General features: G+C 48.7%; 24 protein-coding genes. 16 read left to right on the top strand and 8 right to left on the bottom strand.

The genetic code is table 11. From position 1 onward, the window contains the following. Positions 1 to 8: 8 nt before the first annotated feature. The 4 genes from tnpB to N7386_RS18710 all read right to left on the bottom strand — a co-directional run bounded on the left by tnpB (position 9) and on the right by N7386_RS18710 (position 3,029). A complete protein-coding gene (gene tnpB, locus N7386_RS18725; RefSeq protein ID WP_088585868.1) occupies positions 9 to 353 on the bottom strand; it encodes an IS66 family insertion sequence element accessory protein TnpB in 345 nt (114 codons plus the stop codon). Then, positions 350 to 649 carry a hypothetical protein gene (locus N7386_RS18720; protein WP_088585869.1) on the bottom strand — a complete coding sequence of 100 codons (300 nt, stop codon included), beginning with the start codon at positions 647 to 649 and terminating at the stop codon, positions 350 to 352. Before N7386_RS18720 ends, tnpB begins: the two co-directional genes overlap by 4 nt. A gap of 41 nt (positions 650 to 690) precedes the next feature. Continuing rightward, positions 691 to 1,557, bottom strand: coding sequence for an IS256 family transposase (locus N7386_RS18715; RefSeq protein WP_279770311.1), 867 nt, complete (start codon positions 1,555 to 1,557; stop codon positions 691 to 693). A gap of 368 nt (positions 1,558 to 1,925) precedes the next feature. Continuing rightward, the gene (locus N7386_RS18710) at positions 1,926 to 3,029 is read right to left on the bottom strand and encodes a phosphoribosylaminoimidazolesuccinocarboxamide synthase (RefSeq protein WP_126512010.1); all 1,104 of its coding nucleotides are present in this window, start codon (positions 3,027 to 3,029) and stop codon (positions 1,926 to 1,928) included. Between the two features lie 700 nt (positions 3,030 to 3,729). On the opposite strand from N7386_RS18710, the gene N7386_RS18705 reads away from it, so the two are divergent. From N7386_RS18705 to nrfD, 4 genes are all read left to right on the top strand, one after another. After that, complete coding sequence (locus tag N7386_RS18705) at positions 3,730 to 4,356, top strand: pentapeptide repeat-containing protein (RefSeq protein ID WP_126512009.1); 627 nt, start codon at positions 3,730 to 3,732, stop codon at positions 4,354 to 4,356. A gap of 499 nt (positions 4,357 to 4,855) precedes the next feature. After that, positions 4,856 to 7,138 carry a thiosulfate reductase PhsA gene (gene phsA, locus N7386_RS18700; protein WP_126512008.1) on the top strand — a complete coding sequence of 761 codons (2,283 nt, stop codon included), beginning with the start codon at positions 4,856 to 4,858 and terminating at the stop codon, positions 7,136 to 7,138. 12 nt (positions 7,139 to 7,150) lie between these two features. Beyond that, positions 7,151 to 7,717, top strand: coding sequence for a 4Fe-4S dicluster domain-containing protein (locus tag N7386_RS18695; RefSeq protein ID WP_011624174.1), 567 nt, complete (start codon positions 7,151 to 7,153; stop codon positions 7,715 to 7,717). 2 nt (positions 7,718 to 7,719) lie between these two features. Further along, positions 7,720 to 8,664 (top strand): NrfD/PsrC family molybdoenzyme membrane anchor subunit, encoded by a 945-nt coding sequence (nrfD, locus tag N7386_RS18690; RefSeq protein ID WP_126512007.1) that lies wholly within the window; start codon positions 7,720 to 7,722, stop codon positions 8,662 to 8,664. A gap of 126 nt (positions 8,665 to 8,790) precedes the next feature. Here the strand turns inward: nrfD and N7386_RS18685 are convergent, their stop codons facing one another. Next, positions 8,791 to 9,534: a sulfite exporter TauE/SafE family protein gene (locus tag N7386_RS18685; protein WP_126512006.1), complete on the bottom strand. Its 744-nt coding sequence runs from the start codon at positions 9,532 to 9,534 to the stop codon at positions 8,791 to 8,793. 101 nt (positions 9,535 to 9,635) lie between these two features. Further along, complete coding sequence (metJ, locus tag N7386_RS18680; protein WP_086902215.1) at positions 9,636 to 9,950, bottom strand: met regulon transcriptional regulator MetJ; 315 nt, start codon at positions 9,948 to 9,950, stop codon at positions 9,636 to 9,638. Positions 9,951 to 10,172: 222 nt separating this feature from the next. Here metJ and metB point away from each other — a divergent pair, with 222 nt between their 5' ends. The 11 genes from metB (at position 10,173) to N7386_RS18625 (ending at position 22,273) form a co-directional block, all read left to right on the top strand. Beyond that, complete coding sequence (gene metB / locus N7386_RS18675; RefSeq protein WP_164717976.1) at positions 10,173 to 11,336, top strand: cystathionine gamma-synthase; 1,164 nt, start codon at positions 10,173 to 10,175, stop codon at positions 11,334 to 11,336. A gap of 11 nt (positions 11,337 to 11,347) precedes the next feature. Beyond that, positions 11,348 to 13,741 carry a bifunctional aspartate kinase/homoserine dehydrogenase II gene (locus tag N7386_RS18670; RefSeq protein ID WP_126512004.1) on the top strand — a complete coding sequence of 798 codons (2,394 nt, stop codon included), beginning with the start codon at positions 11,348 to 11,350 and terminating at the stop codon, positions 13,739 to 13,741. Between the two features lie 303 nt (positions 13,742 to 14,044). Further along, a complete protein-coding gene (gene metF, locus N7386_RS18665; RefSeq protein ID WP_011624168.1) occupies positions 14,045 to 14,938 on the top strand; it encodes a methylenetetrahydrofolate reductase in 894 nt (297 codons plus the stop codon). A gap of 372 nt (positions 14,939 to 15,310) precedes the next feature. Beyond that, positions 15,311 to 15,784: a transcriptional regulator SlyA gene (slyA, locus tag N7386_RS18660; protein ID WP_086902296.1), complete on the top strand. Its 474-nt coding sequence runs from the start codon at positions 15,311 to 15,313 to the stop codon at positions 15,782 to 15,784. A gap of 8 nt (positions 15,785 to 15,792) precedes the next feature. Beyond that, a complete protein-coding gene (locus N7386_RS18655) occupies positions 15,793 to 16,851 on the top strand; it encodes an HlyD family secretion protein (protein ID WP_086902212.1) in 1,059 nt (352 codons plus the stop codon). A gap of 16 nt (positions 16,852 to 16,867) precedes the next feature. After that, positions 16,868 to 17,896, top strand: a complete 1,029-nt coding sequence (locus tag N7386_RS18650) for a DUF2955 domain-containing protein (protein WP_086902211.1) — start codon at positions 16,868 to 16,870, stop codon at positions 17,894 to 17,896. 187 nt (positions 17,897 to 18,083) lie between these two features. Further along, on the top strand, positions 18,084 to 18,710 hold the full coding sequence (locus N7386_RS18645; RefSeq protein ID WP_126512003.1) for a c-type cytochrome: 627 nt from the start codon (positions 18,084 to 18,086) through the stop codon (positions 18,708 to 18,710). 10 nt (positions 18,711 to 18,720) lie between these two features. Continuing rightward, positions 18,721 to 19,776 carry a c-type cytochrome gene (locus N7386_RS18640; RefSeq protein ID WP_126512002.1) on the top strand — a complete coding sequence of 352 codons (1,056 nt, stop codon included), beginning with the start codon at positions 18,721 to 18,723 and terminating at the stop codon, positions 19,774 to 19,776. Between the two features lie 705 nt (positions 19,777 to 20,481). Next, positions 20,482 to 20,934: a hypothetical protein gene (locus N7386_RS18635; RefSeq protein WP_126512001.1), complete on the top strand. Its 453-nt coding sequence runs from the start codon at positions 20,482 to 20,484 to the stop codon at positions 20,932 to 20,934. Positions 20,935 to 21,022: 88 nt separating this feature from the next. Beyond that, on the top strand, positions 21,023 to 21,601 hold the full coding sequence (locus N7386_RS18630; RefSeq protein ID WP_126512000.1) for a hypothetical protein: 579 nt from the start codon (positions 21,023 to 21,025) through the stop codon (positions 21,599 to 21,601). A gap of 315 nt (positions 21,602 to 21,916) precedes the next feature. After that, the gene (locus N7386_RS18625; RefSeq protein WP_126511999.1) at positions 21,917 to 22,273 is read left to right on the top strand and encodes a cysteine-rich CWC family protein; all 357 of its coding nucleotides are present in this window, start codon (positions 21,917 to 21,919) and stop codon (positions 22,271 to 22,273) included. 7 nt (positions 22,274 to 22,280) lie between these two features. Here the strand turns inward: N7386_RS18625 and N7386_RS18620 are convergent, their stop codons facing one another. Both N7386_RS18620 and N7386_RS18615 read right to left on the bottom strand, forming a co-directional pair. Then, entirely contained in the window at positions 22,281 to 23,390 is a 1,110-nt protein-coding gene (locus tag N7386_RS18620) for an energy transducer TonB (RefSeq protein ID WP_126511998.1), read from the bottom strand. 157 nt (positions 23,391 to 23,547) lie between these two features. Continuing rightward, complete coding sequence (locus N7386_RS18615; protein WP_126511997.1) at positions 23,548 to 24,357, bottom strand: hydratase; 810 nt, start codon at positions 24,355 to 24,357, stop codon at positions 23,548 to 23,550. 319 nt (positions 24,358 to 24,676) lie between these two features. Between N7386_RS18615 and N7386_RS18610 the strand changes: the two genes are divergently transcribed. Beyond that, complete coding sequence (locus N7386_RS18610; protein ID WP_126511996.1) at positions 24,677 to 25,666, top strand: DMT family transporter; 990 nt, start codon at positions 24,677 to 24,679, stop codon at positions 25,664 to 25,666. The last annotated feature ends 1 nt before the right edge of the window (position 25,667 follow it).

Below are 25,667 nucleotides of genomic sequence, written 5' to 3'. Positions count from 1 at the left end.
GTCTAGCATCACACTTCTAGCCCATTTAAAGGCCGATGGGCTTTGTTGTTCTCGAGTGACAGCCCAGAGAGCAACCAGTGAAGTTGCGGTTTGCTAATGACAATCACGCCCTGGGAATTCGGGCGAGGCCATTTGAAGGTACCGTTCTCCAAACGGCGATAGTAAAGCCAAAACCCGTTGGTATCCCAAAACAAGATTTTGAGTTTATCGCGTCCGCGATTACAGAATATAAACCAGGCCTCGCTGAACGGGTCCATGTCGAGTTGTTCGGCGACAATGAGCGACAGACCATCGATAGACTTTCGCATGTCGGTGACACCGGAGACCAGAAAGACCTTGCCGGAGGGAGTCATTGCAAGGCATCCACCCAGTGTTTGATCTGAGCGGTACTCAGTGTTGTTGGTAATTCAGCGCGAATACCATTGGCAAAAGTAATGATCACCGACTCAGCCTTCGTCTCTTCATATTCATTGAAAATAATAGGCTGAAGTGTTTGCGTTGCGTCAGGAGAACGCAATCGCTTAGACCAATAGTAGAAGGTTTGATAACTGATGCCGCTGTCTGCACAGAATTGCTTGATGGAAAGCGTGCTTTGTTTTTGTTGCTCAACAACTGTTGCCCAATGGGCGCGCTTTTGCTCTTGGTTCATAGTGCCTCCGATGAAAAAGGCACTATGTCAAAGTATTGGTATTATTGGTATGTGGGGTTTATTAACCGCTTACTATAAACACACTTTAAATCGGCCATGAAGGCTTTTTGGTGCTTGGACGCGACATACTTCATTGAGTTGCGAATTTGATGGATGACGCACAGCTGTACTTCCGTCTGTGGATATATGGTTTCAATCGCTTCAGGAAAGCCTTTAAGGCCATCCACACAGGCGATGAGGATGTCTTTCACCCCACGGTTATACAGGTCGGTTAGTACGCTTAACCAATGGTGAGCCCCTTCATTATCAGACAGATATAAGCCTAATAGCTCTTTCTTGCCTTCGACGTTAAGGGCCAGAATGGTGTAAACCGCCTTGCTGATAAAGCGACCATTCTCTTTGATTTTATAGTGAATCGCATCGAGCCATATGACGGGGTAAAGCGGCTCTAGCTCGCGTTCCCGCCATGCCTGAAGCTCAGGTAGTAACTTGTCAGTAATGGCGTTCACCGTGCCGTTGGACACCGACATGCCGTACATGTCTTCGATATGTGCACGAATATCTTGATAGCTGGTGCCTAATGAAAATAAGCCAATGATTTTACGCTCCATTTCATCGGTAAGCTGGGTTTGGTGCTTTTTGACTAATTGAGGCTCGAAGGTGCCCGCTCTGTCTCTGGGCGTGTTCAACTCAAAGTTACCAATGGGGCTTTTAACTGTTTTAGTGGTTTTACCGTTTTTACGATTAGCGCCTTCAGTGCTCGCCAAATGGCCATCCAACTCTGCGGCTAAGGCCGCTTCAGTGAGTTGCTTAATCAAAGGGGTTAAGATGCCATCCTTGCCGGTGAGGTCTTTACCTTCACGCAGCGCTTGAATGGCAGCATTGATATCAAAAGTAGGTGTGGTCATAAATCATCTCTTTTTGGTATAGCTTAAAGAAATGACACAGAAATTTGAACACTACCTATTTGAAGGCATTCAGATTACTGGAGAGTTGGTGGGATTAAGCATTGGCATGTAAGTGACCGTTGACGGTATGGTCACTCATTCACATCCATGTGATCGCAACATTCGCACTTCCGTATGTATCAGATGCCGTCGTCGAGCCCTCATGGATACTGCTTTTTTAAGATATAGGCGGCGTGTCACTGGAATGACAGTGCTTAATTATCAGCGTTGTATTGGTTAAGTGTTTAAATGACTCAAACAAAAAGGCGCCTAAGCGCCTTTTCTACATTTAGAGGTTAAGGAAAACTCCCTACCCCATCGAAATCTGATTAAACAATCAGATCATACTCTTCACGTAGGATCTTAATAATATCTGCCTTTGGATTGGCTGGCAGCGGAATTGCCGCGCCAGTCACCTTCTCGGCGATGCCGGTGTAAGTGCGTGACACATCCATCATGGCCTCTAATGGCAGGGCATTATCACGGGCGAGGGCTTCGCGCTCAGGCATTCTGTCTTTGTTGAGCAGAATATCTGGATCGGGGAAGTGGTTCAGCAGGAACTGACGGAAGCCTTCCTTAGAGTTTTCAAGGATTTTACCATCGCGGTAGGCGGCGCCGTCCCAAATGCGGGATGAATCTGGGGTGCCGACTTCATCCATATAGATCAGTTTTGAGTTGCCGTTTTTATCGGTCACATAACCAAACTCGAACTTGGTATCCACAAACACTTGGTCAAGGTCGGCCAGTGCTTTAGCGATCACCTTAAAGCCATCTTTTAACAGCTTCTCGTACAGGCCGATATCTTCTACCTTTTCAAAACCAAAGGCTTGGTAGTTGGCTTCGATATCGCTGCGGCTGATATTCACATCATCCTGCGCGGGCACACCGGGGATCCCAGTTAAGATGCCTTTGGTCGAAGGGGTGATCAGCAAATCAGGCAGTTTTTGATCTTTCTCTAAGCCTTCTGGCAGTGTGATACCGCAGAATACGCGCTCGCCCTTAGAGTAGGCGCGCCACATTGAGCCAGTAATGTATTGGCGGCAAATGGCTTCGACTTTAATCGGGCGGGCTTTTTGGACTATCCAAACGAAGGGATGCGGAATATCTAAAATGTGGCTGTCGGCTAAACCGTTTTCGGCAAATAACTTAAACCAATGATTAGAAATGGCATTTAATGCCGCGCCTTTACCTGGAATGCCTTTTAATCCGCCTTCACCGTGGAAGATGCAGTCGAAGGCGGAGATGCGATCGCTAATCACCATAATGGCAAGCGGCGTATCTTCGGGCACATTGTAGCCCTTGGTTTGAATTAAACGGCGGCTGTCGGCGTCGGTTAGCCAGTAAACGCTACGTACCTTGCCGCTATGGACTGGGCTGTCGGTGCGGATGGGGAAATCGTTGTTTACGGCTAATACGGAATCAGCAAGACTCATGACGAGTATTCCTTTGGATAGAGAGTGTAGGGACGAGTTTTTTATTCGTTGCGGTGTGCTTAAGCCGTAAATGCTTTGCCACCTTTTTATTATTGACCAACAACTTATCGCTAAGTGCGCACAAGAGATTGGTGAGGTTAAAACGTAAAGCGAATAGGATATTTTCGGGCGATAGACAGGAGAGAGAAGGTCGGGATAAGGGGTAAAAATAGCACGCAGAGCAAGGTTGGCGCCAGAGAGAATCTGGTCTGTTCAAGCGGGGAAACCCCGTGCCATTTTGCTCGAAAAGGCTAACCATTAATCCGAGAGAACCTTGTTAGACAGCCGCGAAAAGTGGCGCCATTTTACCTTTATTCGCAAAATTTTCCACGGCTATTTATGCACATCTGTGCGGCGTGTCGGGGTAAATTGGGCAGGGGAGCAATGCGGCGGCTGAAAATACTTCCCATGGAATCCGAGCAGAGGAATCGCCAACCTTGAGTTTATAGTGTGACTCGCTAAGCCTTAGAATGGTATTAATCCCAATATAGGCATGCAGTTAGCTCTGTAAATCGGGTTAGCATAGGCGGTCTGAATAAAGGTCGTGGCTAAGCACGATATACAGCGTGGCCTTGCGTTAACGCCCATTTTTTGTGAATTGAAAAACACAGTTTGCCCATCAGCCCTTAGCCTAAGGCAGAGGGCACAGTAGAGGTAGTCAATGACAGATGTAAAAACGCCGATGATGGCGCGCGCCGCTGCCGAGGGGCGATATTTTTTCTCGCAGCAATTTATCGCCTTGGCCGAAAGCCAAACCCAGTGGCAGGAGTTGGAGTTTGAAGAGTGCGAGTTCCACGATTGCCAGTTTAGCGATAGCACATTCCGTAACTGTAAGTTTATCGATTGCCGTTTTGTGGGCTGTAATTTGAGCCTGCTCAAGGTGCCCTTAAGCCAATTTAACGGTGTGCGTTTTGAAGAATGTAAGTTGGTCGGCATAGATTGGACCCGCGCCGCTTGGCCGAGATTATCCTTTGCGGCGCCTTTTAGCTTTAGCGCCTGCATCTTAAACGATTGCTCTTTTATGGGGCTTCAGCTCGATGAAATGGTGCTCGAGGGCTGTAAGGCGCAGGATGTGGATTTCCGTGAGGGCAAGTTTAATCGCGCCAACTTTAGTTACAGCGATTTTCGCCACAGCTTATTTGGTCGTACCGAGTTGATGGAGGCGGATTTCTCCGAGGCGACCGATTACGATATCGATATTTTTAACAATAAAATCAAGGGCGCTAAGTTTAGTCGCGACGAAGCGATTCGCCTATTAAATGGCTTAGAGATCACCTTGGTTGACTAACTCCCTTAGGCATTGGCCTTGCTTATGCCTAACTCCCTTTCAACCATTCCCCTCTGGGGGTGTTGTACTGGGCGAAACGCTTACCTCATACTCCGCGCGCACACGGCCATTCTAAATATGGGAGTGGTTTTTGAGGGTTTTTGAGAACTTTTTAACTTACCAAAGCCGCGAGCCAGTGCGCTGACTTAGTACAGGCTTAGTACAGGTTTAGGCCAAACAGGCTTATTGATCTTATTCACGATTTTTTAGAACAATTTTAACTTTTAGTTGCCGCAGATCACACTCAACTTGGCCATGTGGTTTACCACAATATCCGCCTCTTCCTTTCGGGATAACAATCACCCTGAAACAGCAAAATGCCAGCGTTTCTTAAGGCATTGGCACTAATAACTAAAAACCTGTGAGCGAATTTAGTCTTTAAACCGCAGTGGTAAGCCAAAGCCTAAGTTTGCGTGTGCCAAGTGGTGCATTAGGGTGGATGAGTGTGATGGAGGTAACCATGATTGAGCTTAATAGGCGAACCTTTTTAAAGGGCGCAGGGGCCAGCGGTGCAACATGTGCATTGGCTAGCCTGTTGCCGGGCAGCTTAGCGGCATTAGAGAGCAAGCAGCTAAAAGGAATGGGCAAAGACATTGCCAGTATCTGTGAGATGTGTTCGACTCGCTGCCCGATTTCGGCGCGGGTGATTGAGGGCAAGAACGTCTTTATCAGTGGTAATAAGGCGGCCAAATCCTTTGGTGGTAAAGTCTGTGCCCGGGGCGGCGCTGGCCATAGTTTGCTTTACGATCCACAGCGTATCGTGAAGCCACTCAAACGAGTGGGTGAGCGCGGCGAGGGCAAGTGGGCCGAGATCTCTTGGGATGAAGCCTATCAACTGATTGCTGATAATCTTAACAAAATCAAACAAGCTTATGGCCCTGAAGCCGTGGCGTTTTCCTCTAAGTCCGGTTCGCAAGAAAAACATTTATTCCATCTCGCCACCGCCTTTGGCAGCCCGAATACCTTTACCCATGCCTCAACTTGCCCCGGTGGTTACGAGATTGCCGCTAAGGCCATGTTTGGCACTAAGGTGAAGCGCGATTTAAGTAACTCCAAATACATCATTAACTTCGGCCATAACTTGTACGAAGGCATCAACATGTCCGAAACCCGCGGCATGATGGCGGCGCAAATGGATAAAGGCGCCAAGCTAGTGGTGTTCGAGCCAAGATTCTCCATCGTCGCCGACAAAGCCGATGAATGGTATGCGATCCGCCCCGGTACCGATGTGGCGGTGGCTTTAGCCTTATGCCATGTATTGATAGAAGATAATCTCTACGACAAGGCCTTTATCGAGCGTTATGTGGAAGGGTTTGATGCCTTCGCCGCCGAAGTCAAAGCCTATACCCCTGAGTGGGCCGAAACCATTTCCGATGTGCCCGCCAAAGATATTCGTCGTATCGCCCACGAATATGCGGCCAAGGCACCCCATGCTGTGGTGGATTTTGGTCACCGAGCCACCTTTACCACCGAAGAGTTTGAAATGCGCCGGGCCTTGTACGCTGCCAATATTTTGATTGGTAATATCGAGCGCAAGGGCGGTATCTACCTAGGTCAAAAGCCTGGCGACTATAACAAACTGGCGGGAGAAAGCGTGGCGCCCGTATTAGGTAAGCCCGGCGTAAAAGATATGCCTAAGCCTGCGGCGAAACGTATCGACCAAGTGGAAGAGCAGTACGCCATGATGTGGTCATCGGGCGGGATTTATCAAACGATTCTCGATGCGACCTTAAGCGCCGTGCCCTATCAATTACATGGCTGGGTGATGTCCCGTACTAACCCAATGCAAACCATGACCGACAGGGCGCGTGTGGTTGAAGCCTTGAAAAAGCTCGACTTTGTTGCCGTGTGCGATGTGTATATCAGTGAAACCGCCGCCTATGCCGACGTCATTTTACCCGAGTCGACTTACCTTGAGCGCGATGAAGAAATCGCCGATAAGTCGGGTAAAAATCCCGCCTACTATGTGCGCCAACGGGTGGTGGAAACCTTGGGTGACACTAAACCTTCATGGCAAATCTTTAAGGACATTGGCCATAAGCTCGGGCTAAGTGAATTCTACCCTTGGGATAACATGGAAACCCTGCAACTGCTGCAGGTGAATCGCGATACCGCACTGCTACGCCGCATCAAGGATGAAGGTTTTGTCAGCTTTGGTAAGCCCATCATGCTGCGCGAACCTAAGATGGTGGCCGAGTTTACTAAGGCCTACGCCAATGCCAAACCCGTGGATGAAGACGGCACCTACGGCAGTTTACTCAGCTTTAAAACCCCAAGCGGCAAGATTGAATTGACCTCGGCCAAGGTCGAGGCCATGGCGCCAGGACGCGGGGTGATTAAGTTCCGCGAAGTGCATTTGAAGAAAGCCGACGAGCTGTACTTTATCCAAGGCAAGGTCGCCGTGCATACCAATGGCGCGACTCACAATATCCCTATGCTGGCTAACCTGATGTCGGATAACGCCATTTGGGTGCACCCCGTCACGGCGGGCAAGTTAGGGATCAGCAATGGCGACCCGATTCGGTTAACCAGCAGTGTGGGTAGCGAAGAAGGCCATGCCTTAGTCACCCCGGGCATTCGCCCCGATACCGTATTTGCCTATATGGGCTTTGGCTCTAAAAACAAAGAGTTGGTTAGAGCGACTGGTAAAGGTATCCACTGCGGAAACTTACTGCCCCATCAAACAGCCCCTGTGTGTGGCATGAATATTCATACGACAGGCGTCACGCTGGCAAAACGCTAATTGGAGGCTCAAATGACGAAAAGATATGTGATGGTGCACGATGAGAACAAGTGCATCGGCTGCCAAGCCTGTAACGTGGCCTGCCGCAGTGAAAATGGCGTCCCCGAGGGCGTGACTCGCTTACAAGTGCGCGTAGAGGGCCCCTTTGGCGAGATGCCACACCTGCACTTTAAGTACCACAGGGTATCGTGCCAGCAGTGTGAAGATGCGCCTTGTGTGAAGGTGTGTCCAACGGGCGCGGCCTATGTGGGTGAGGATGGCATTGTCTCAATCCATGGCGATAAGTGTGTGGGTTGTATGTACTGCGTGGCGGCGTGTCCCTACAAGGTACGTTTTATGAATCCCGAAACCAAAGTGGCAGACAAGTGCAACTTCTGTAAGGACACGCGTTTGGCCCGGGGTGAAGAGCCTGCCTGTGTGACTGTGTGTCCGACCGATGCCTTAGTCTTTGGCGATGCCAACGATCCACAGAGTGAGGTGGCTATGCTACTCAACACTAAGATCACTTACCAAGATAAGACCCATTTAGGCACTCAGCCTAGGGTATATCGCGTTCCTACCAAAAGAGGGGGGATTTGATTATGAACAATACTTGGGGCGATATGGCGCAATATGATCCCGTCACTTGGCATTGGATCATCGCCGTGTATCTGTTTATGGCGGGCTTATCCGCCGGAAGTTTGCTGATTGGCATTGGCCTGCGTTGGTTTAATAAGGAGCAAGCGCAAGGGGAGACGAGTATTCTCAAGGCCGCAGCCATTATTGGCCCAGTGGCCATTTGCCTAGGCTTGGCATGTTTAGTGTTTGATTTAACTAAGCCTTTCCACTTCTGGCTGATTTTAATCAACTATAACTTCCAGTCTGTAATGGCGATTGGTGTCTTAGCACTACTGGCTTACTCCCCCTTGGCATTTGCCTACGCGATTCTTGTGTTGCGCGATGAGCTGCCAAAGTGGGGCTTAGGTTTCCTCGTGCCTATCGCTAAGCTGCTGATGCCCTTTAGAAAGCTGATTGAAGTGCTGCTGTTTATTCTCGCGATTGGCGTGGGTGCTTATACTGGCTTCTTAATTTCGGCCATGAATGCCTATCCGATGTTGAACACTGCGGTACTGCCAGCGCTGTTTTTAGTCTCTGGTTTATCGGCGGGCGCGGCGGCTAATGCGGTGCTGGCGCTGGTGATGTTCAAGACCGATAGCCACGACAAGACCTTAGCCAAAATGCATGGCTTAGAGCTGCCAGTGATGGCAATCGAAATCATGTTCCTGTTTATGTTGTTCTGCGCCTTGTATTTTAAGGGCGGAGCGGCGGCTGCGGCGCTGGCATCACTCACCTCTGGCGTGTGGGCGAGCGTATTCTGGATTGGCGTGGTCGGGATTGGTTTTGGTATCCCACTGCTATTTATGCTGTTGCCGACCGCGACGCGCCACAGCAAGGGGGCGATGATCATGGTGGCCTGCGCCAGCTTAACCGGCGTGTTAGCACTGAGACACTTTATTGTGTATGCGGGACAAAGCTATCTAAGTTAGTGTTTTGGTTAACGGCAATATCTATGGGGTGAATCATTTATCCCTTGCAAGCAAAAAGCACCGATTAACGGTGCTTTTTTTATGGGGGCGATTAGCAGGATTTCATTGCGGTAATTATTGCGGTAATTATTGCGGCAATAGCTCAATCACTGATTTCACCGTGAGCACTAAAGCACTGATAGCGCATAGGGCTAAGGTTGCCATCTTGGTCTTATGTTTATCCACACTCCCCACCAGTTTGCCCGCCACTAAATAGCCTAAAAACACTGAGGGCAATAGCATGAGTGATAACCACAAATGCTTGATTTCGAGTAGGCCCGTCACCCCAAGAATGACCAGGGCTATGGTCGAGCTGAAGATAAAGAAGGCCGACAGTGCGGCGCGAAATTTGGAGGCATCCTTACCCGCCAACAAAATCGCCATCGGTGGGCCACCAATGGCGGCAATATTACCAAAGATCCCCGAGACCACGCCCGCGCCAAACAGGGTTGCTTTGTTCACGGGGAGAGTCAATTTATACAGGCTCAGCACCACGGCGACTGCCACAATGCCAGCAATCGCTAGACCAAGAATCGGCTGCGGCGCAAACAGTAGCAGGCTGGCACCGATAAAACCTCCGGGTACACGACCGATTAGCGCATACTGCAAACCATTGAATTCTAAATGGCCGCGTTCACGCAGTAGGGTGAGTAGGGCGATGGAAAACCCCATCACAATCACGGGGGCGGGCACTAATTCGGGGTCGACAATATACAGCAACGGGCTCGCCACCACGGCAAGGCCAAAGCCTATCAGACTCTGGGTGAGGGCACCTAAAAACACAATCACAGACGCCATGGCGAGCGTTTGTGGATCTATCAAGGAGAACATAGGATTCCATCAAAACAAAATAGGGATCGTTACTCTAACCCATCAGGCAAGATGAGTATTAACGATCCCTAATGATAAGTAGGATATTGGACGCTTAAGCGTTACTCCATATCTTCCCACTCGATCCCCATTTCGTCCATCAACCGTTTCGCTTCGGCGGGAATGCTGTCTGGGCTATCTTTCGACAGATCGGCATCATCAGGCAGAGGCTGGCCGGTGTAGGCATGCAAAAATGCTTCACACAAGAGTTCGCTATTGGTGGCGTGGCGCAGGTTGTTCACCTGACGACGGGTACGTTCATCCGTGAGGACTTTTAGCACTTTGAGCGGAATAGACACAGTAATTTTCTTTACTTGTTCATTCTTCTTGCCATGTTCAGCATAGGGGCTGATGTATTCCCCATTCCATTCAGTCATTGACTCACCTGTTATAACGCTAAATTCGGGGCAGATTTTAAACCCTTACAGATAACAGTCAAATTATTGCTACTATTTCTTAGTGATTGCAAACAGATTTCTTTATGTTTAGACGTCTAAACGTCTTAACGCCTATTGACGATGCCACTGGGCTTAGGTACATTTAGACGTCCAGACATCTCTTTGCGAACTTAGGAGTTCCCGATGACCGCAGGCAAATTAGTGACCGAACGTCAATTAGCCACATTAGCAGTGCGTCAGGGTATCGAAAGTGATACTCAGTATGGCGCGGTGGTGCCGCCAATTTACCTGTCGACTAATTACGCCTTCGATGGTCATAAAAATCCTCGCGAATTTGATTACAGCCGTTCCGGCAATCCTACCCGCAGCATCTTAGGTGATGCCTTAGCTAAACTGGAAAAGGGCGCAACCGGTGTGGTGACTTGCACTGGCATGGCTGCCATTACTTTAGTGACTACCTTGCTCGGCCCCGATGACTTACTGGTGGTGCCCCACGATTGTTACGGCGGTTCTTACCGTTTATTCACTAACTTGGCTAAAAAGGGCCAATTTAAACTGCTGGTGGTCGATCAAACCGACGCCCAAGCGCTCGAGCAAGCCATCGCCCAACAACCTAAGATGGTGTGGATTGAAACTCCATCAAACCCTCTGCTGCGAGTCGTCGATATCGAAGCTATCGCGAAGGCGAGCCACGCCGTAGGTGCTTTAGTGGTGGTGGACAATACTTTCCTCTCGCCCATTTTGCAGCAACCGCTGTTACTCGGTGCCGATATCGTTATCCACTCCACCACTAAGTACATTAATGGTCACAGCGATGTGGTGGGCGGCGCGGTGATCGCCAAAGATCCTCAACTCGGTGAGACCTTACATTGGTGGTCAAACACCTTAGGCTTAACTGGGTCTGCCTTCGACAGTTATCAAACCCTGCGCGGTCTGCGTACCTTGGCCGTACGCATTCGCGAGCACCAAAGCAATGCCCAGCGTATTCTGGACGTGCTGACGAGCAGCCCTTTGGTGAGCAAAGTGTATTATCCAGGCCTTGCGGATCACCCCGGTCATGCCATTGCCGCCAAGCAGCAAAAAGGCTTTGGCGCTATGCTGAGTTTTGAGCTTAAGGGCGGCGAAGCCGAAGTGGTCGCCTTTTTAGATGCCTTAAGTTTATTCAGCGTGGCCGAGAGCTTAGGTGGCGTTGAGAGTCTCGTGGCCGTGCCCGCGACTATGACCCATAGGGCGATGGAGCCCCAAGCGCGTTATGAAGCTGGCATTAAAGACACCCTATTACGTTTGTCGGTTGGTATTGAAGATGCCGACGACTTAGTTGCAGATATTCAAGCAGGATTGGCCGCCGTTGCGGCTTGTCAGTAGAGGAATTCGAGATGGCACGTTGTCACTTACATAAATTTGGTGGTTCCAGCTTAGCCGATGCCGATTGTTATCGCCGAGTCGCCCATATTCTGTTAACCCATGGTCATAGTGATGATCTGGTGGTGGTGTCTGCTGCGGGTAAAACCACTAACTTTTTATATAAATTATTGTCCCTGCGCGATAGCAACCAATTATGGCAAGAAGAGTTGCAAGTTCTTATCAGCTATCAGCAAGGCTTGATTGAGCAGCTGTTATCCAATGAGCAAGCGCGGGATCTGCGTGAGCGTTTAACCACGGATAAAGCTCAGTTAATCAGTCTGTTATCTTTAGATTCCCGTAATGATTACCAAATTAACCATGTGGTGAGCTTTGGTGAGCGTTGGTCGGCGCGCCTGATGGCAGCGCTGCTGCGTGAATCGGGCGTGGCCGCAAGCCATGTGGATGCCTGCTCGATTCTTGTGGCCGACGAGGCCGCCGTACCGCAAATTCGTGTGCAAGAATCCCGCGCCAAAGTGCAAGCCTTACTGGCCGCGCATCCTAACGAGCGTTTAGTGATCACAGGTTTTATCTGTGCCAACGAGCGTGGCGATACCTTGCTATTGGGTCGCAATGGCTCTGACTTTAGCGCCAGCTTAATTGCCAGCCTTGCCGACATTGAGCGTGTGACCATTTGGACCGACGTTGAAGGGGTATTTAACGCCGATCCGAATAAGATCAACGATGCGAAATTACTCAAGAGCATGTCCCTCGCCGAAGCAGACCGCTTGGCGCGCCTAGGCTCGCCTGTTTTGCATTCGCGCACTTTGCAGCCGCTGTTTAACACTGAGGTGAGCCTAGCCGTACGTTCAAGCTACGCCTCCCATACCGATTTTACCCTGATTGCTCCCCACAGCTCCTCGGCGAGTGCGCCCGTGGTGACTAATCTAAACGCCGTGGTGTTGTTTGGTTTTAAGATCGCGGGCGATGTGGCTAGTCTGCTTGAGCAATTAGTCGAAGCAGGATTAACGCCACTGGCCCATTGGTTATCGGCGCATCAACGACTCGAGCTTGCCTATACCGCTGAAAACCAAAAACAAGTACAAAAGTTATTGGATGCGCAGGCCGAAGCCCTCGGCATTAAAGATCTGCAAATTAATACTGAACTCGGTTTAGTGGCGCTTGTGAGTGCCGATGCCGAGCATTATCGCCGCAGCTTTGCCCGTTTACTGAGCCGCGACGCTAAGCCCTTGTTCAGTGGTGACTTAAGTTTGGTGACCTTAGTGCCACAGTCGCAGGTTAATCTGCTGACGCAAAAAGTGCATCGCCGCTGCGCCGGTCCGCGTAAACGCATTGGCGTATTGCTGCTGGGTGTTGGCAATATTGGCGAGGCGTGGGTGAAGCTGTTTAAGTCAGTTTCTCCCTCATTAAATCAAGAGCTTGAAGCGCGTGTCGAACTCGTCGGTTTGGTAAGTTCCAGCAAAGCCCTGATCAAGTCTACGGCTGTGGATTTGGAAAACTGGCAGCAGGAATTCGATGCCGAGGCAACACCTTGGCAATATGAGCACTTATTCGAACAATTAGAACAACTTAACTGCGATGAACTGATTGCATTAGATATCAGTGCCAGCGCCAGTTTGACCCTACAATACCCAGAGTTTTTCGAGCGCGGCATCCATATGGTCAGCGCGAACAAGCTTGCGGGTTCTGGCCCGCTGCCGTTCTACCGCGAGCTGAAGGAGCAACTCGGTTATCGCCGTCTATTCTGGCGCTATAACGCCAGCTGCGGTGCGGGCTTACCTATTCAGCACGCCTTAAACGATTTGCGTAACAGTGGAGATACGGTTGAGGCCGTCGGCGGGATTTTCTCTGGTACCCTGTGTTGGTTATTCGAGAAATACGATACCAGCAAACCCTTCTCGGAATTAGTGGTTGAAGCGCGTGGCCTAGGGATTACCGAACCCGATCCCCGCGACGATCTCTCTGGGCGCGACATGCAGCGCAAGCTACTGATTTTGGCCCGTGAAATCGGTCTGGAAATCGAGCTTGAGGATATTGAACTGCGCTCCCTAGTGCCAGCCCATTTAGCGGATATTCCACTGGAGCAATTCCTTGCCCGTATCGCTGAGCTGGATGATGAATTGCAGCAACAATACGGTGCGGCCGCAGAGCAAAACAAGGTGCTGAGATATGTCGCCTCCTTGGACAATAGCGGCGCGGCCCTGAAAGCCGAGGTGGGATTACAGTGGATTGATGCGAATCATCCCTACGCTAACCTCACGCCTGGGGACAATGTGTTTGTGATCCGCTCTGCTTTCTACCAAGGTAATCCGCTGATTATCCGTGGACCGGGTGCGGGGCGTGAAGTGACTGCCGCAGCGGTGCAATCGGATCTGACGCAGATCTGTCGTGATCTGCTGCAAGAGTAGTCATAAACCTAGACACTTGAAGAAGTTAGCCTCCATATCTTCAAGTTGATTCGGCCAATATTCATAGACGTAAAGGACTCATTCGAGTCCTTTTTTTATTGGCGAGGATCAGGACTAAAATCAAGGTGGTCAACGAGGGATAAGAAAATGCCAAAAAGGGGGATTTTTTGGCTTGACTTAACGGCCAGTTTCTCTAGTATATGGACATATAGACGTCCAAACGTCCATATGGATTAAATTACTGCATTTATAAGTCGTACCAGCGCGATGGAGCGTCGCACTTGGGCGGTTGAGGAAATACACATGGCTTTTCATCACGCACAACATTCACATTCGCTAAACCAAAGTTTGTCTGAACTTAATGGCGATATTAATGTTTCTTTTGAGTTTTTCCCGCCATCAACCCCCGAAATGGAACAGATCCTGTGGAACTCTATCCGCCGTTTAGAGCCGCTGAATCCTAAGTTTGTTTCAGTGACCTATGGTGCCAACTCGGGCGTGCGTGACCGCACCCATGGTGTGATTGAACGTATTCAAAAAGAAACCAATCTGGTTGCCGCGCCGCATTTAACCTTAGTGGATGCCAGCGACGAAGAATTGTTAGATCTGGCGAAGCATTACTGGAAATCGGGGATCCGCGACATAGTGGCACTGCGTGGCGACTTGCCTGCGGGCAGCCCGAAACCGACTCGCTTTGCGGCGGATTTAGTGCGCTTACTGCGCTCAGTGGCCGACTTTGATATTTCGGTTGCCGCTTACCCAGAAGTGCATCCAGATGCGGCTAATGCTCAGGCCGATTTGATTAACCTCAAGCGTAAAATCGATGCCGGTGCGAGCCGTGCTATTACCCAGTTTTTCTTCGATGTTGAATCTTACCTGCGTTTTCGCGACCGCTGCGTTGCGGCGGGAATTGATGTCGAAATCGTCCCCGGCATTTTACCCGTGACTAACTTTACCCAGTTAAAACGCTTCGCGGGCATGACCAATGTAAGTCTGCCGAGCTGGTTGCATAAGCAATTTGATGGCCTAGAGAATGATGCGGGCACGCGTCAGCTGGTGGGGGCTAACGTGGCGATCGATATGGTCAAAGTGCTATCCCGTGAAGGTGTTAAAGATTTCCACTTCTACACCCTTAACCGCGCCGAGCTGACCTATGCGATTTGCCATACCTTAGGGGTTCGCCCAAAGGCGGTATAACGCAGTAAACATCCATAAAAAAACGCCGCTATTTAGCGGCGTTTTGTTTTTGGCTAGTGACTAATTCCTAAATCTTAAATTGGGAGAGCAGAGTCGTTAAGCGCATTGAAAGCTGCGCGAGTTCATCCCCGCCCGCGCGGTTTGCACTGAAGTTGCACTCGGAAAAATTGTTTTTAATCTCATAGGTTAATGAGATTGATGTCACCATCTTCTGCGTCTATTCCCCCCTCCCCAAGCGATATTACTACCGCCGTTTCATACCGTTTTGCGGATTTCGTGGCAGCGTGCACAGATCTTTTTTTCGTGGCGAATATTTACTTAGCCTGCTAACTAAGTATAATGCTTAGCAGGCTAAGTAAATGAGTAAGCATGATGCAGAAAGAATTAGAGCGATTAAAGGAGTTATCCCTAGCGGAACATTTAGGCCGCTTGCACCGACTATGGCGCACTGTGGCGGATGTGGAATTAGCACCACTCGGGTTAACTCATCCTCGTTGGACGGCATTGTGGAAGTTATTGCGTCTGGGCGACAACGTGAGCCAGAAGGTGTTGGCGGATGCGCTGGAAATTGAATTGGCTTCTTTGATGCGCACGTTAGGGCAGCTTGAGGAACAAGGTTTAGTCGAGCGTCATTGCTGCACTAAAGATAAGCGCGCGCGAATCGTATCGCTAACGCCCGCGGGAAAGGATGTATTAAAGCAAGTCGAAGCGCGGATTATTCAAGTGCGCGCAGAGTTGTTGGCTGGGATCAGCGCCAGCGAGCTTGGTGAGTTTGAACGCATCATTAGCCTAATCAGTGATAACGCCTTAGCCAAGTTGGCTAAGAGCACAGAAATTCTTGAGTGAGAAATAAGATGACACCGGATCAACAATTTGCCCGCCTCGTAAAAATCGCCATGCTCGGTTTTGTGGCTGTGTTTGGCTATTTTATGTTTGCCGACGCTATGATGCCCTTGACCCCACAGGCCATGGCAACCCGTGTGGTAACTAAGGTGACCCCGCAGATCAGCGGCAAGATTCAAACCATTAATGTGAAGAATAACCAAGTGGTCGCCAAGGGCGATTTACTGTTTCAAGTCGACCCAGCACCCTTTGAGTTAGCCGTGTCTCAGGCAAAATTGGCCCTAGAGCAAGTGCGTCAGGACAATGCCGAGCTAGATGCTTCGTTGTTAGCCGCCAAGGCGGAAGTGAATGCCAGTACCACTACGGCTCAACTAAAACGTCGCGAAGCCAAACGTTTAGATGCACTGTATGCCACCCATGGTGTGTCGCAGCAGCAACGGGATCAGGCCGATAGTGATGCGGACGCCGCCGAGGCGAATCTGTTAGCCGCTAATGCTCGTCTCGATAAACTCAAAGTCAGCCGTGGCCTCTATGGCGAAGAAAACCTAAGAGTGCGCCAAGCGAAAAATGCCTTAGAGCAAGCTGAGCTGAACCTGTCTTACACCCAAATTCGTGCCGACCAAGATGGGGTGGTGACCAACCTGCAACTCGAAGTGGGCAGTTTTGCCGCAGTAGGCCAGCCGCTACTCGCCTTAGTCTCTGATAAATTAGATATTATTGCCGACTTTCGTGAAAAGACCTTACGTGGCGTTAACGCATCTTACCCAGCATTAATCGCCTTCGATGGTGAGCCAGGCCGTTTATATCGCGCTCAAGTGAGCAGTGTCGACGCCGGTGTGAGTGCGGGGCAGTTTGATGCCAATGGCCGCTTAGCTGCGCCGCAGGAGTCCGACCGTTGGGTGCGCGATGCGCAGCGCTTAAGACTACATTTAGTGTTAGACGACGATGCGATGAATAATCTGCCAGCAGGTGCGCGTGCCACTGTGCAATTACTGCCTGACAATACGCTGTTTAGCCTGCTAGCCAAGGTGCAGATTAAGGTCATTAGCCTGCTCCATTACATCTATTAATCTCAAGGCCATTCGCATGTTGTTACGCCACAACCCTTTAACCACCAATGACTTACGCCAGTGTTTGCGCATTGCCACTGGCGGCACCATTGGCTTTACCCTCTGTAAGCTCTTTGGGTGGAGTAATGGGGTATTTTTTACGGTAACCCCAATGTTATTGCTGGGACTCGTCCCTGTGATGAGTGGCCATGCGATGCGGCAGTTACTGGCCTCATCGGCCATGGCGGGGCTTGAAGTCGGCTTACTCGGCGGTTTCTTCGGTAGTCACCCCGGATTGATGACGCCGATTGTCTTTTTACTGTTTTTATATCGTTTTGCGGCTATGTCCCGCGGTAGCCTATTTCTGTTTGGTGCCAATGGCGTGCTGAGTTTGAGCATTATGCTGCATTTTGCCAGCTATCCGGGCACAGATCTCAATGACTTAATCTTTAGTAATTTCTGGGCGACGGGATTGTCTGTGGTTATTGCTTATCTGATGACGGCACTCTGGCCGGATGTCGAGCCTCGTCCTGCCTACAAACCCGGTCCTAAGGCGCCGCACCGTATGCGCCACGAAGCTTTACTCGGTGCCAGTATTGCCACGCTCTCTTTCTTAGTGTTTCAAATTTTCGATTTGCGTGACTCCATGTCGGCACAGGCGACCACGCTGTTACTCCTGTTCCCCATGCATTGGAACGGGGCGCTGGATTATGCCCGTAAACGTGCGCTGGGCACTCTGCTTGGGGTGTCGTTTGGGGTGATGGTGCAACTCTTCCTCTACGATTGGTCCGGATTGTTGATCCTGATTGTGCCGCTGCTGTGGGTTGGGCTTATGTTGTTTGCGCAGGCCCATGTGAAGGAGGCGAGTGGCTCAGGGGTTGGCTTTGGTGCCATGACCACCTTAGGGATTTTGTTTGGCCAATACTTAACCCCTGGCAACGACCTAATTTTTAGTGCGCTGTACCGGGTGAGCAGTATTTTTGTGGCGATAGTGGCGACGTTATTCCTCTGTTACCTGCTTCATAAGTTATTGAATAGCTTTGAAGCGACTCGATTTGGTTATTAAGAACTTAATATTAGATTTTTTTAATGCTTGTTCAGTGGAGATTCGAGGAGTAAGGTACAAACTCGTTTAGTGTGGGCTAAACGTGTGAACGCACCACTCAATTATCTCTTTATAACGACCTAGGTTTAGGACTTGGCTATCACTAGAGCCGCTTAAGTTCTACTCAAGGTATGTTCAAGGATAGAAAATGAATATTAAAATTAGAACATTAGCCAAAGGCATCACGCTGATCTACGGCTGTGCCTTGACCTCTGTAGCCATAGCCAATCCAACCGCAGTCCCGCCAGCGGGACAAATCTGCGTGACCTGTCACGGCGCCGAAGGCGAGGGCATAGAACCCCTCGGCCCTCGTCTCGCGGGACTCTCGAAAGAATACATCACCACCCAATTACAACATTTTCAGGCCGGTGTGCGCCAAAACGCGACCATGATGCCGATGGCGATGACATTGCAAGGTGATGGCATCGAGCAAGTGGCGAGTTACTTCTCCGCCAAATCACCTAAGACTGAGGTCAAGCCGGTGATCCGTGGTGAGCAGGTGACCTTTAGCGACGATACCGCGCGCTTAGCCTATCAAGGTGATTGGTCTCGCGGCTTACCTGCTTGCGTGACTTGCCATGGCCCCTCGGGTTTAGGCGGCGGCCTGTTCCCACGTTTAGCGGGTCAGCAGGCCAGTTATATCAAGACGCAACTGTTGGCGTGGCAAGCTGGCACTCGTAAGGGAGATGTGGACGGCATGATGGCCAATGTGGCTAACAAGCTGACCGCCGCCGAGGTGGATGCCTTAGCGAACTACTTTGCGAATTTGAAATAAGGAGCCGGCCATGAAATCTTCTGCCATCTTACTATTGGCCGCAATGGGCGTGCTGACTGCTCAAGTGCAGGCTGCGAATGAGTTACCCGATAAACAAGCGCCACTGCCCTCAGTCCCTAAAAATCCTGATCAAAGTTATTTAACCCCAAGACCCTTAAGTGCGATTCCCGAAGGGGCCTTCGGCGATAAAGTACGCGCGGGTTATCAGTTATTTGTGAATACCCAGCAGCTGAGAGATAAGTATGTGGGTAACGAGCTTAACTGTGCCAACTGCCATATGGATGCGGGCCGTAAGGCGAATGCGTCACCGCTTTGGGGCGCCTATTTTGCGTATCCCGCGTACCGTAAAAAAGACGATAAAGTAAATACCTTTGAAGAAAGGGTACAAGGCTGTTTTAACTATTCGATGAACGGTAAAGCTCCCGCTGCGGGCAGCCCCGAGCTGGTCGCGCTATCTGCTTATGCCTACTGGTTAGGGATGAGTGGTTTAATGGATGCGGCTAACCTTGATGGCCCAGTGCCAGAACTCAGCGATGCCGAATTGGTAAAAGGCGCCAAACGTGAGGATTTCCAGCTGCCTGACACGCTAGCCAAAGCCATGACAGTGGATCAACGCGCAAATCTGCCTGGCCGTGGTTATCCTGAGATCCCAAAACCTGAGCTCGCGTTCTCACCCGAGCGCGGTAAAGCCGTGTATACCGCTCACTGCCAAGCGTGCCATGGCGCCGATGGTCAAGGCCAAGCGATTGCGGGTGTTTACTCTCTGCCGCCATTATGGGGTCCTAAGAGCTACAACTGGGGCGCAGGTATGCACAGGGTCAATACGGCCGCATTCTTCATTTATGAAAACATGCCCTTCGCTAAGAGTATGCAGCTGACTAATCAACAGGCTTGGGACGTTGCGGCTTACATTAACTCCCATGAACGGCCACAGGACCCCCGCAATAAGGGCGATGTGAAACAAGCGCAGGAGAAATACCATAACGACAATGACTACTACGGTGTCGAAGTCGATGGCAAAGTGCTTGGCACCGCCTCTTATCCGGTGTTTCCGAAAAAGTCTTAGTTGAGTCGCTTTGATTCACTGTTCTCGCGGTGAAATAAAGCGAGTGAATTAGTTAGGCAAAAAGCCAGCAAGTTTAAAGTTTGCTGGCTTTTTTATTGGGTAAAATGTGTTGGGGAATTTTAATTAAAGCTGTTTAATATCAGAGTATTAGACAATGCAGATTTAGCTTGTGAGCATCGGGTTAGTGTCAGCATACATGCTCAGCATATAGGCTTGTCATGGCATTCGCTCACCGACTCGCAGCTAGTCCATCCGTGGATGCTCGACCGCCCCGTCCATGGGGCGGACGGTCGTCTCGCTAACCACCATGACGCGCCTTTCGGACATCAGTGTGGTCTGTTGATTTCAAAACCAATCTTGAATACATGAAACGTATCGAGGGAGTTGAACCCTCTCTACGTTTTCTAAGAAGCTGATTTACGCTGGTTTTTGGTCAAAGGAAACAAACTCTTGTTACACCTTACTGTATAAATCTTTTGTTAGAAAGAACAAATGAATGCTCCGAGCCTTTCATCCCATTTCGTTAACTTCTCGGTATGTGAGGTTTCTCTACCAATTTGGTAATTTTAGTTTGTACCTTGAATGCTTTTGGTGCTAACCTGCTGAAGTTTCGATGTTATTTTTAAAATAGTCTCTTTAATCATAATGTACTCCATGATTTATAAGGGACACTGGCTGCCAATTGTGCTGTTTTAAGGAGAAAAAATGCGTTATTTGATCCCTTCATTAATTTCAGTTTTGCTCACAGGTTGTGCGACAACCTATAAAGCTCCACTCATTCAAGATAAAAATTACTCCGCTATGCATCAATCTACTCAAGCCGATACTTTGGCAAAAGCTAAGAGAGCATTATTACTCGATGGTTTTCAAATCCAATCAAGTGATGATAATGCAGGCTTTATCTCGACTAGTTCTAAAAATTGGAAGTTAACTCCAGATCAAGCTAATTGCGGAACTACAATGGGCATCGACTACTTAAAAGATAACCGCACGAAAACCTCTGTAGCATTCAATATTATTGTGGATTCTTCAAATATAGTGATTCGATCCAACATTCAAGGTGAATATAAACCAGGTGCAGTTGACCAAGACATAACGCTAACTTGCGTTTCAAAAGGAACAATTGAACAGGAGCTTGGTAAAAAAATATTAAATTAAACAATGCGATATGCATTCAAAGTTAAAATTTTTGTAGGGATATAGTTAAGCAGATTTACCGTAAATTTCTAGGAATCAGGAGGATTCAATGAACAAATCAATAGATTGGTTTTGTCGTATAGTAAGGATAGCTGGAGTTAACTTTCCGGTAGCAGCATCATTTGTTCAGATACAAGCTGAACTAGATAATGTAGAAATATCCAAACGCATCGAAAAACTAGAAGATCCAATTAGCCATTTACATGAAGATATTCGACAGGTATCTCGACTACTTTATGCAAAATTAGTTGAAGAAGATTCGACCGACCTCAATTTCAACGAAGATTTTTATCTAAAGTATTCTAGACCTTTAGCCACATTGAATCAGTCAGGTTATATAAGACTAAACAATGCATTAGGATCAAGAATTCCAGTTAATATAGATTTGATTGACCCATCATTTATCCTATATTTGACTGCCATTGCAGGTAATAGCGAAATGATGGGGTATTTAATAAAAATCGTTGATGAATGCTCTTTTGGTCAGTGGCTAGATGGCAAAAAACTAAAAGAAGAACTCAAAATTCCTAGCAGTGTAGTACACGCTGTTTTTGAAGTTTATGAAGCTAAGGGTTACGGTTTACTATCTCGTGAACTCAACACATGCATGTATAGGGGGAATTGCTAATAATCTATTAAAAGCTAGATTAGCTTTACCATCTAAAGTTCATTCAAGATAATTAACTGTGCTCAGCATGTATGAATCAGTGAATACACTTTCCATAACGCAGGAATGCGGCTTATTGAGCTAAATAAATAGACCAAATATGATTTTAGTTAGACACCACTTGATGAATACCGTCTATTAAAGGGCAATAAAAACTTAGGTGTTTATTTGCACGCTTAATCGATATGAGTGCCTTGATGATGGAATGATTATTCCAACGTTAATGAAAAAACATTATTATTTCTGCGTTATCACTCCTATACCATAAGGATTACCGTGCCTAAGTACTTACCAGAATCTCATTTAGATGCCGCGCAGCTGTGCCCTTTATGCCAAGGGGCGAATCTGTGTGCTATGACTCTTGGCACCGAGATCAGTGACTGTTGGTGTGCTAAGCAGGCGTTTCCGAAGTTGACTCAATTGCTATCTGGCGATTTGGCGGCAGGCTTATCGACAGGCGATGCAGCGGGGCTGAGTGCCGATAAGTTAGCGCAACTATTATCGCAGCCTGCGACGGCTTGTATTTGTGAGACTTGTTTAAGCAGGATAAAGCGCGAGCTAACGGTTTCTATTTCAGAAGATAAAAACAGCCCATCGGGATTAGGCGATGGGCTGGGATATGAGGTGAAATAGCGGGCTATTAATTGATGGTGTAATCCAGTTGTACGCTACTTTGTGCTTCTACGGCTTTACCATTTTCAAATTTGGGTGCGTAACGCCATTTATTTAAGGCTTCGATGCTTTCTTTTTCAAATAAAGTGCCACCCTTAGAGGCTAAGATTTCAGGATTTTTCACAAAGCCATGTTCATCAACGGTAAATTTAAGTTGAACCCAGCCGCTTTTACGTTTTTGGACATAGGATGCAGGGTATTTAGGCGTAGTGCGAAACAGCGGTTGCTGTTCCTGTGCATCGGCCCAAGGGCGCATTTTACCGATAGCAATACAGTGGGCGGTCGATTCGTCACGCTTTCCTTGGCGCTCATAAAGTTCGACTAGATAAGCATGGGCGCTTAACGCATAAGGGTGGCTGTAGTTAAGGGCTTCAAACTGCTTAACCACCTCTAAAAGTAATGGAATCGCCTTGTCATCATGCTTTTCTGCATATTCAATAGCACCGACGACATAGGTAGCTTTGACTCTGTCGAGGGCATTTTCGGGCTGGATTTCTTTGTAAGTTTCGTAGGCCTCGAAGGCATAGCTTCTTACGCTTCTTGTGTATAGCTCAGTATTGGATAAGCGGTTAAAAGCGGCCATTTTTACATCGGCGATCAGTATCTTGTTATCGGATTTTTCAGCAATTGTGATTGCATCAAGCAAATCATTTTTCGCATCTTTGGCTTCGACGGCGGTTTGTGCTGTACCAAGTAAGGGATCGATAAGCTCAAGCGCTTCTTTACCATAATGAACTTTATAATTTGTGAGAGCGAGTTGATATAACTCATTCGCCTTCGCTGTTTGTGGCAAATTCTTTTCTGCAAATGGGTAAGGGGCGACTTGCTTCTCTATTGCACCAGCCCAGTTCATGGCGAGGTTAGCTAAGTCGACACTGTCCTTGCCATATTGAGCTTCACCTAGTTCGAAGGCCCTTTGGGCACTGGCTTCTATTTGGGTGTTATCACCTTGTTTGAGTGCGGTTTGGTAGTCACTGTAGGCTTGGGAAAAAGTGTTTTCCGAGGCATTTAAGGGTAACGAAGTACTTAAGGCTAAAGCAAATAGACTGGCTAAGGGTAATATTTTTCCGTCTAACATCTTGTATATCCTTATATTTAGTTCCATCGGATAGTACAAATGTTTCACTCTTGATACAAGCTTGTTTTCGCGCTGTTGGTCAGTGGGGGATTAGGAAGGTAAGCATTTGCCTACCTTCTGACTTTGCCGATTGGTTTGGTACTCTTTAGTGCGTGACTTATTTAGTTACGAACTGCAAACCAAATTGACCTAACTCGCCGTAGTGGAATTGGCAATGCTGATTGAGCGGCAGATCTAACACTCCCGCATATGAGCCTGTGATCACATACTGTCCACGGGTTAAGCCAATCCCTTGGGCAGATAAGAAGTTGACCAACCAGTAGAGTCCGGCCTTAGGGAAACCATTTGGATGAACCGCGGCTTTTTGCAGCGTTTCACTTGCTTGCTGTCCGCCAGTGGCGATTTCAACACTCAGGGCGAAATGGCCTGTTTCAGCCGAGGTTGAGATTTCTGGCCCTAACCACAAGCCTTGATTGACTAAACCATCGGCGAGGGCATCGAAGTGGTTGGCTTCGCCTGGGTTTTGATAACGACTTTTGATCAGTTCTAAGGCGAGGCGCGTTTTACCTAGGGCGGCGTCGATTTCTGCTTCCGAATAAGGCGTGGCTCGTGGTGGTAAATCGCTGCCAATTTCAAAGGCGAGCTCGGGTTCGACACGGGCAAGCCCTTTGCTCGAAGGGTAAAGTGGACACTCAGCGGTTTCGATATACACATCATGTTGATAGATAGGTGCTACCACGGTTTTTTCGGCGGTTGGCAGTAGGCACTTCCACCCCGCAATCGGGTTGCCTTGGTCGCTAAACTGCTGCGCAATGGTCTGCTGGATGGCAAAGGCCTGGGGGAAATCTTTCGGTCTTAGCGCTTCTTGCAACAGCGCACCCGCTTCACCTTTGGCGCGTCGCTGGGCGAGTTCTTGTGCTGCTGCGTTAATGGACTCAAGCTGTGTTTTAGCGTCTGTCTGTGACATGTTCAATCCTAAATAACTTATTTTAAAGGACTTATGCAGAGTCGTTTATGTCGCAATCACTGAGCGCATAAGGCATAACTCGACTCTGCAAATCCAATCTGAGCTAAAAGAGAAATTGCGCTCAATATACCTTTTTGTGCTGCTAAAGGCTTGATAAAACTTATCTTGAAATGCTCTGCATTTATCGCCAGTCAAGATTGATTTAGTGTCAGCTTAACTATCCAATTCGGCTGGAAAGTTAATCGCTTTTTAGGCTAGATCTTAGCGTGCCGCGGTGCCAGAATGGCGTTCCTTTCTGCGGTACTACTGGGACTTTTCCGTGAATCAAAGCCACTCTGGATCCTTGGCAACTAACCATGCTCAATTAGGATTGTTGTTTATTTCTGTCGCCGTGTTGTTTTGGGGCATTCTACCTATAGCGCTTAAGCTGTCGGGGAGTTTTATCGATCCTGTGACTTTGACTTGGTTCCGTTTTTTAGTGGCGCTCCTCGTCAGTATTTTGGTTCAGTGGAGCGCGGGCAGTTTAAAGCAGTTTGCGGCGCTCGATGCCAAGGTTTGGCTCAGGCTTATCCTCGCCGGACTGTTTTTAATGCTTAACTATGTGTCATTCGTGTATTCCCTCGACTATCTGGCACCGGGGGCAGCGCAGCTTAATTTTCAAACCTCGCCATTTTTCCTCGCCTTTGGCGGCGTGTTATTTTTTAAAGAGCGCCTCAATGCGGTGCAACTCAGTTGTTTTGCTAGCTTAGCTTTAGGGATGTTAATGTTTTTCCATCCTTATTTAGATTTTTCTGCAACTGATAACCATGAGATCTGGCTTGGGGTGATGATAGTGCAGTTTTCCGCATTGTCATGGACTACCTATGCGCTGCTGCAAAAGTCACTGTTGAACCGTTTGTCCCCCGCCAACGTACTCTTAGTCATCTACGCCTTAGGGATCTTTGCGATGGCGCCCTTTAGCGATTTTAGCCAGTTTGCACAAATGGATAGCTTCGACTGGCAAGTGGCGCTGTTTTGCGCCGCCAATACCTTGATTGCCTATGGTTGCTTCGGGCAATCGATGAAGTACTGGCCGACGGCACAGGTCAGCGCCATGCTAGCGTTAACGCCGGTATTTAGCTTTAGCGCCACGGCATTAGTGGTGAGTATCGGTTGGTGGCCTGATGTATTTAAGGCCGATAAATTAGATGCACTATCGCTATTCGGCATAGGTGTGATTATTGTGTCAGTGATGGTGGTGCAGTTACTGCCCCTGTATCGCCAGCGCCGCGCACGACGTTTGCAACCCGCTTCACAGACCACTGAATAGG

The organism is Shewanella sp. GD04112, from assembly GCF_029835735.1.
Classification (GTDB): Bacteria; Pseudomonadota; Gammaproteobacteria; order Enterobacterales; family Shewanellaceae; genus Shewanella.
This window is presented reverse-complemented; position numbering and strand designations above follow the sequence as displayed.

Excerpts from the sequence above, each read along its gene's own strand:
- tnpB (WP_088585868.1), bottom strand. The coding sequence starts at position 353 with ATGACTCCCTCCGGCAAGGTCTTTCTGGTCTCCGGTGTCACCGACATG.
- N7386_RS18720 (WP_088585869.1), bottom strand. The coding sequence starts at position 649 with ATGAACCAAGAGCAAAAGCGCGCCCATTGGGCAACAGTTGTTGAGCAA.
- N7386_RS18715 (WP_279770311.1), bottom strand. The coding sequence starts at position 1,557 with ATGACCACACCTACTTTTGATATCAATGCTGCCATTCAAGCGCTGCGT.
- N7386_RS18710 (WP_126512010.1), bottom strand. The coding sequence starts at position 3,029 with ATGAGTCTTGCTGATTCCGTATTAGCCGTAAACAACGATTTCCCCATC.
- N7386_RS18705 (WP_126512009.1), top strand. The coding sequence starts at position 3,730 with ATGACAGATGTAAAAACGCCGATGATGGCGCGCGCCGCTGCCGAGGGG.
- phsA (WP_126512008.1), top strand. The coding sequence starts at position 4,856 with ATGATTGAGCTTAATAGGCGAACCTTTTTAAAGGGCGCAGGGGCCAGC.
- N7386_RS18695 (WP_011624174.1), top strand. The coding sequence starts at position 7,151 with ATGACGAAAAGATATGTGATGGTGCACGATGAGAACAAGTGCATCGGC.
- nrfD (WP_126512007.1), top strand. The coding sequence starts at position 7,720 with ATGAACAATACTTGGGGCGATATGGCGCAATATGATCCCGTCACTTGG.
- N7386_RS18685 (WP_126512006.1), bottom strand. The coding sequence starts at position 9,534 with ATGTTCTCCTTGATAGATCCACAAACGCTCGCCATGGCGTCTGTGATT.
- metJ (WP_086902215.1), bottom strand. The coding sequence starts at position 9,950 with ATGACTGAATGGAATGGGGAATACATCAGCCCCTATGCTGAACATGGC.
- N7386_RS18670 (WP_126512004.1), top strand. The coding sequence starts at position 11,348 with ATGGCACGTTGTCACTTACATAAATTTGGTGGTTCCAGCTTAGCCGAT.
- metF (WP_011624168.1), top strand. The coding sequence starts at position 14,045 with ATGGCTTTTCATCACGCACAACATTCACATTCGCTAAACCAAAGTTTG.
- slyA (WP_086902296.1), top strand. The coding sequence starts at position 15,311 with ATGCAGAAAGAATTAGAGCGATTAAAGGAGTTATCCCTAGCGGAACAT.
- N7386_RS18655 (WP_086902212.1), top strand. The coding sequence starts at position 15,793 with ATGACACCGGATCAACAATTTGCCCGCCTCGTAAAAATCGCCATGCTC.
- N7386_RS18650 (WP_086902211.1), top strand. The coding sequence starts at position 16,868 with ATGTTGTTACGCCACAACCCTTTAACCACCAATGACTTACGCCAGTGT.
- N7386_RS18645 (WP_126512003.1), top strand. The coding sequence starts at position 18,084 with ATGAATATTAAAATTAGAACATTAGCCAAAGGCATCACGCTGATCTAC.
- N7386_RS18640 (WP_126512002.1), top strand. The coding sequence starts at position 18,721 with ATGAAATCTTCTGCCATCTTACTATTGGCCGCAATGGGCGTGCTGACT.
- N7386_RS18635 (WP_126512001.1), top strand. The coding sequence starts at position 20,482 with ATGCGTTATTTGATCCCTTCATTAATTTCAGTTTTGCTCACAGGTTGT.
- N7386_RS18630 (WP_126512000.1), top strand. The coding sequence starts at position 21,023 with ATGAACAAATCAATAGATTGGTTTTGTCGTATAGTAAGGATAGCTGGA.
- N7386_RS18620 (WP_126511998.1), bottom strand. The coding sequence starts at position 23,390 with ATGTTAGACGGAAAAATATTACCCTTAGCCAGTCTATTTGCTTTAGCC.
- N7386_RS18615 (WP_126511997.1), bottom strand. The coding sequence starts at position 24,357 with ATGTCACAGACAGACGCTAAAACACAGCTTGAGTCCATTAACGCAGCA.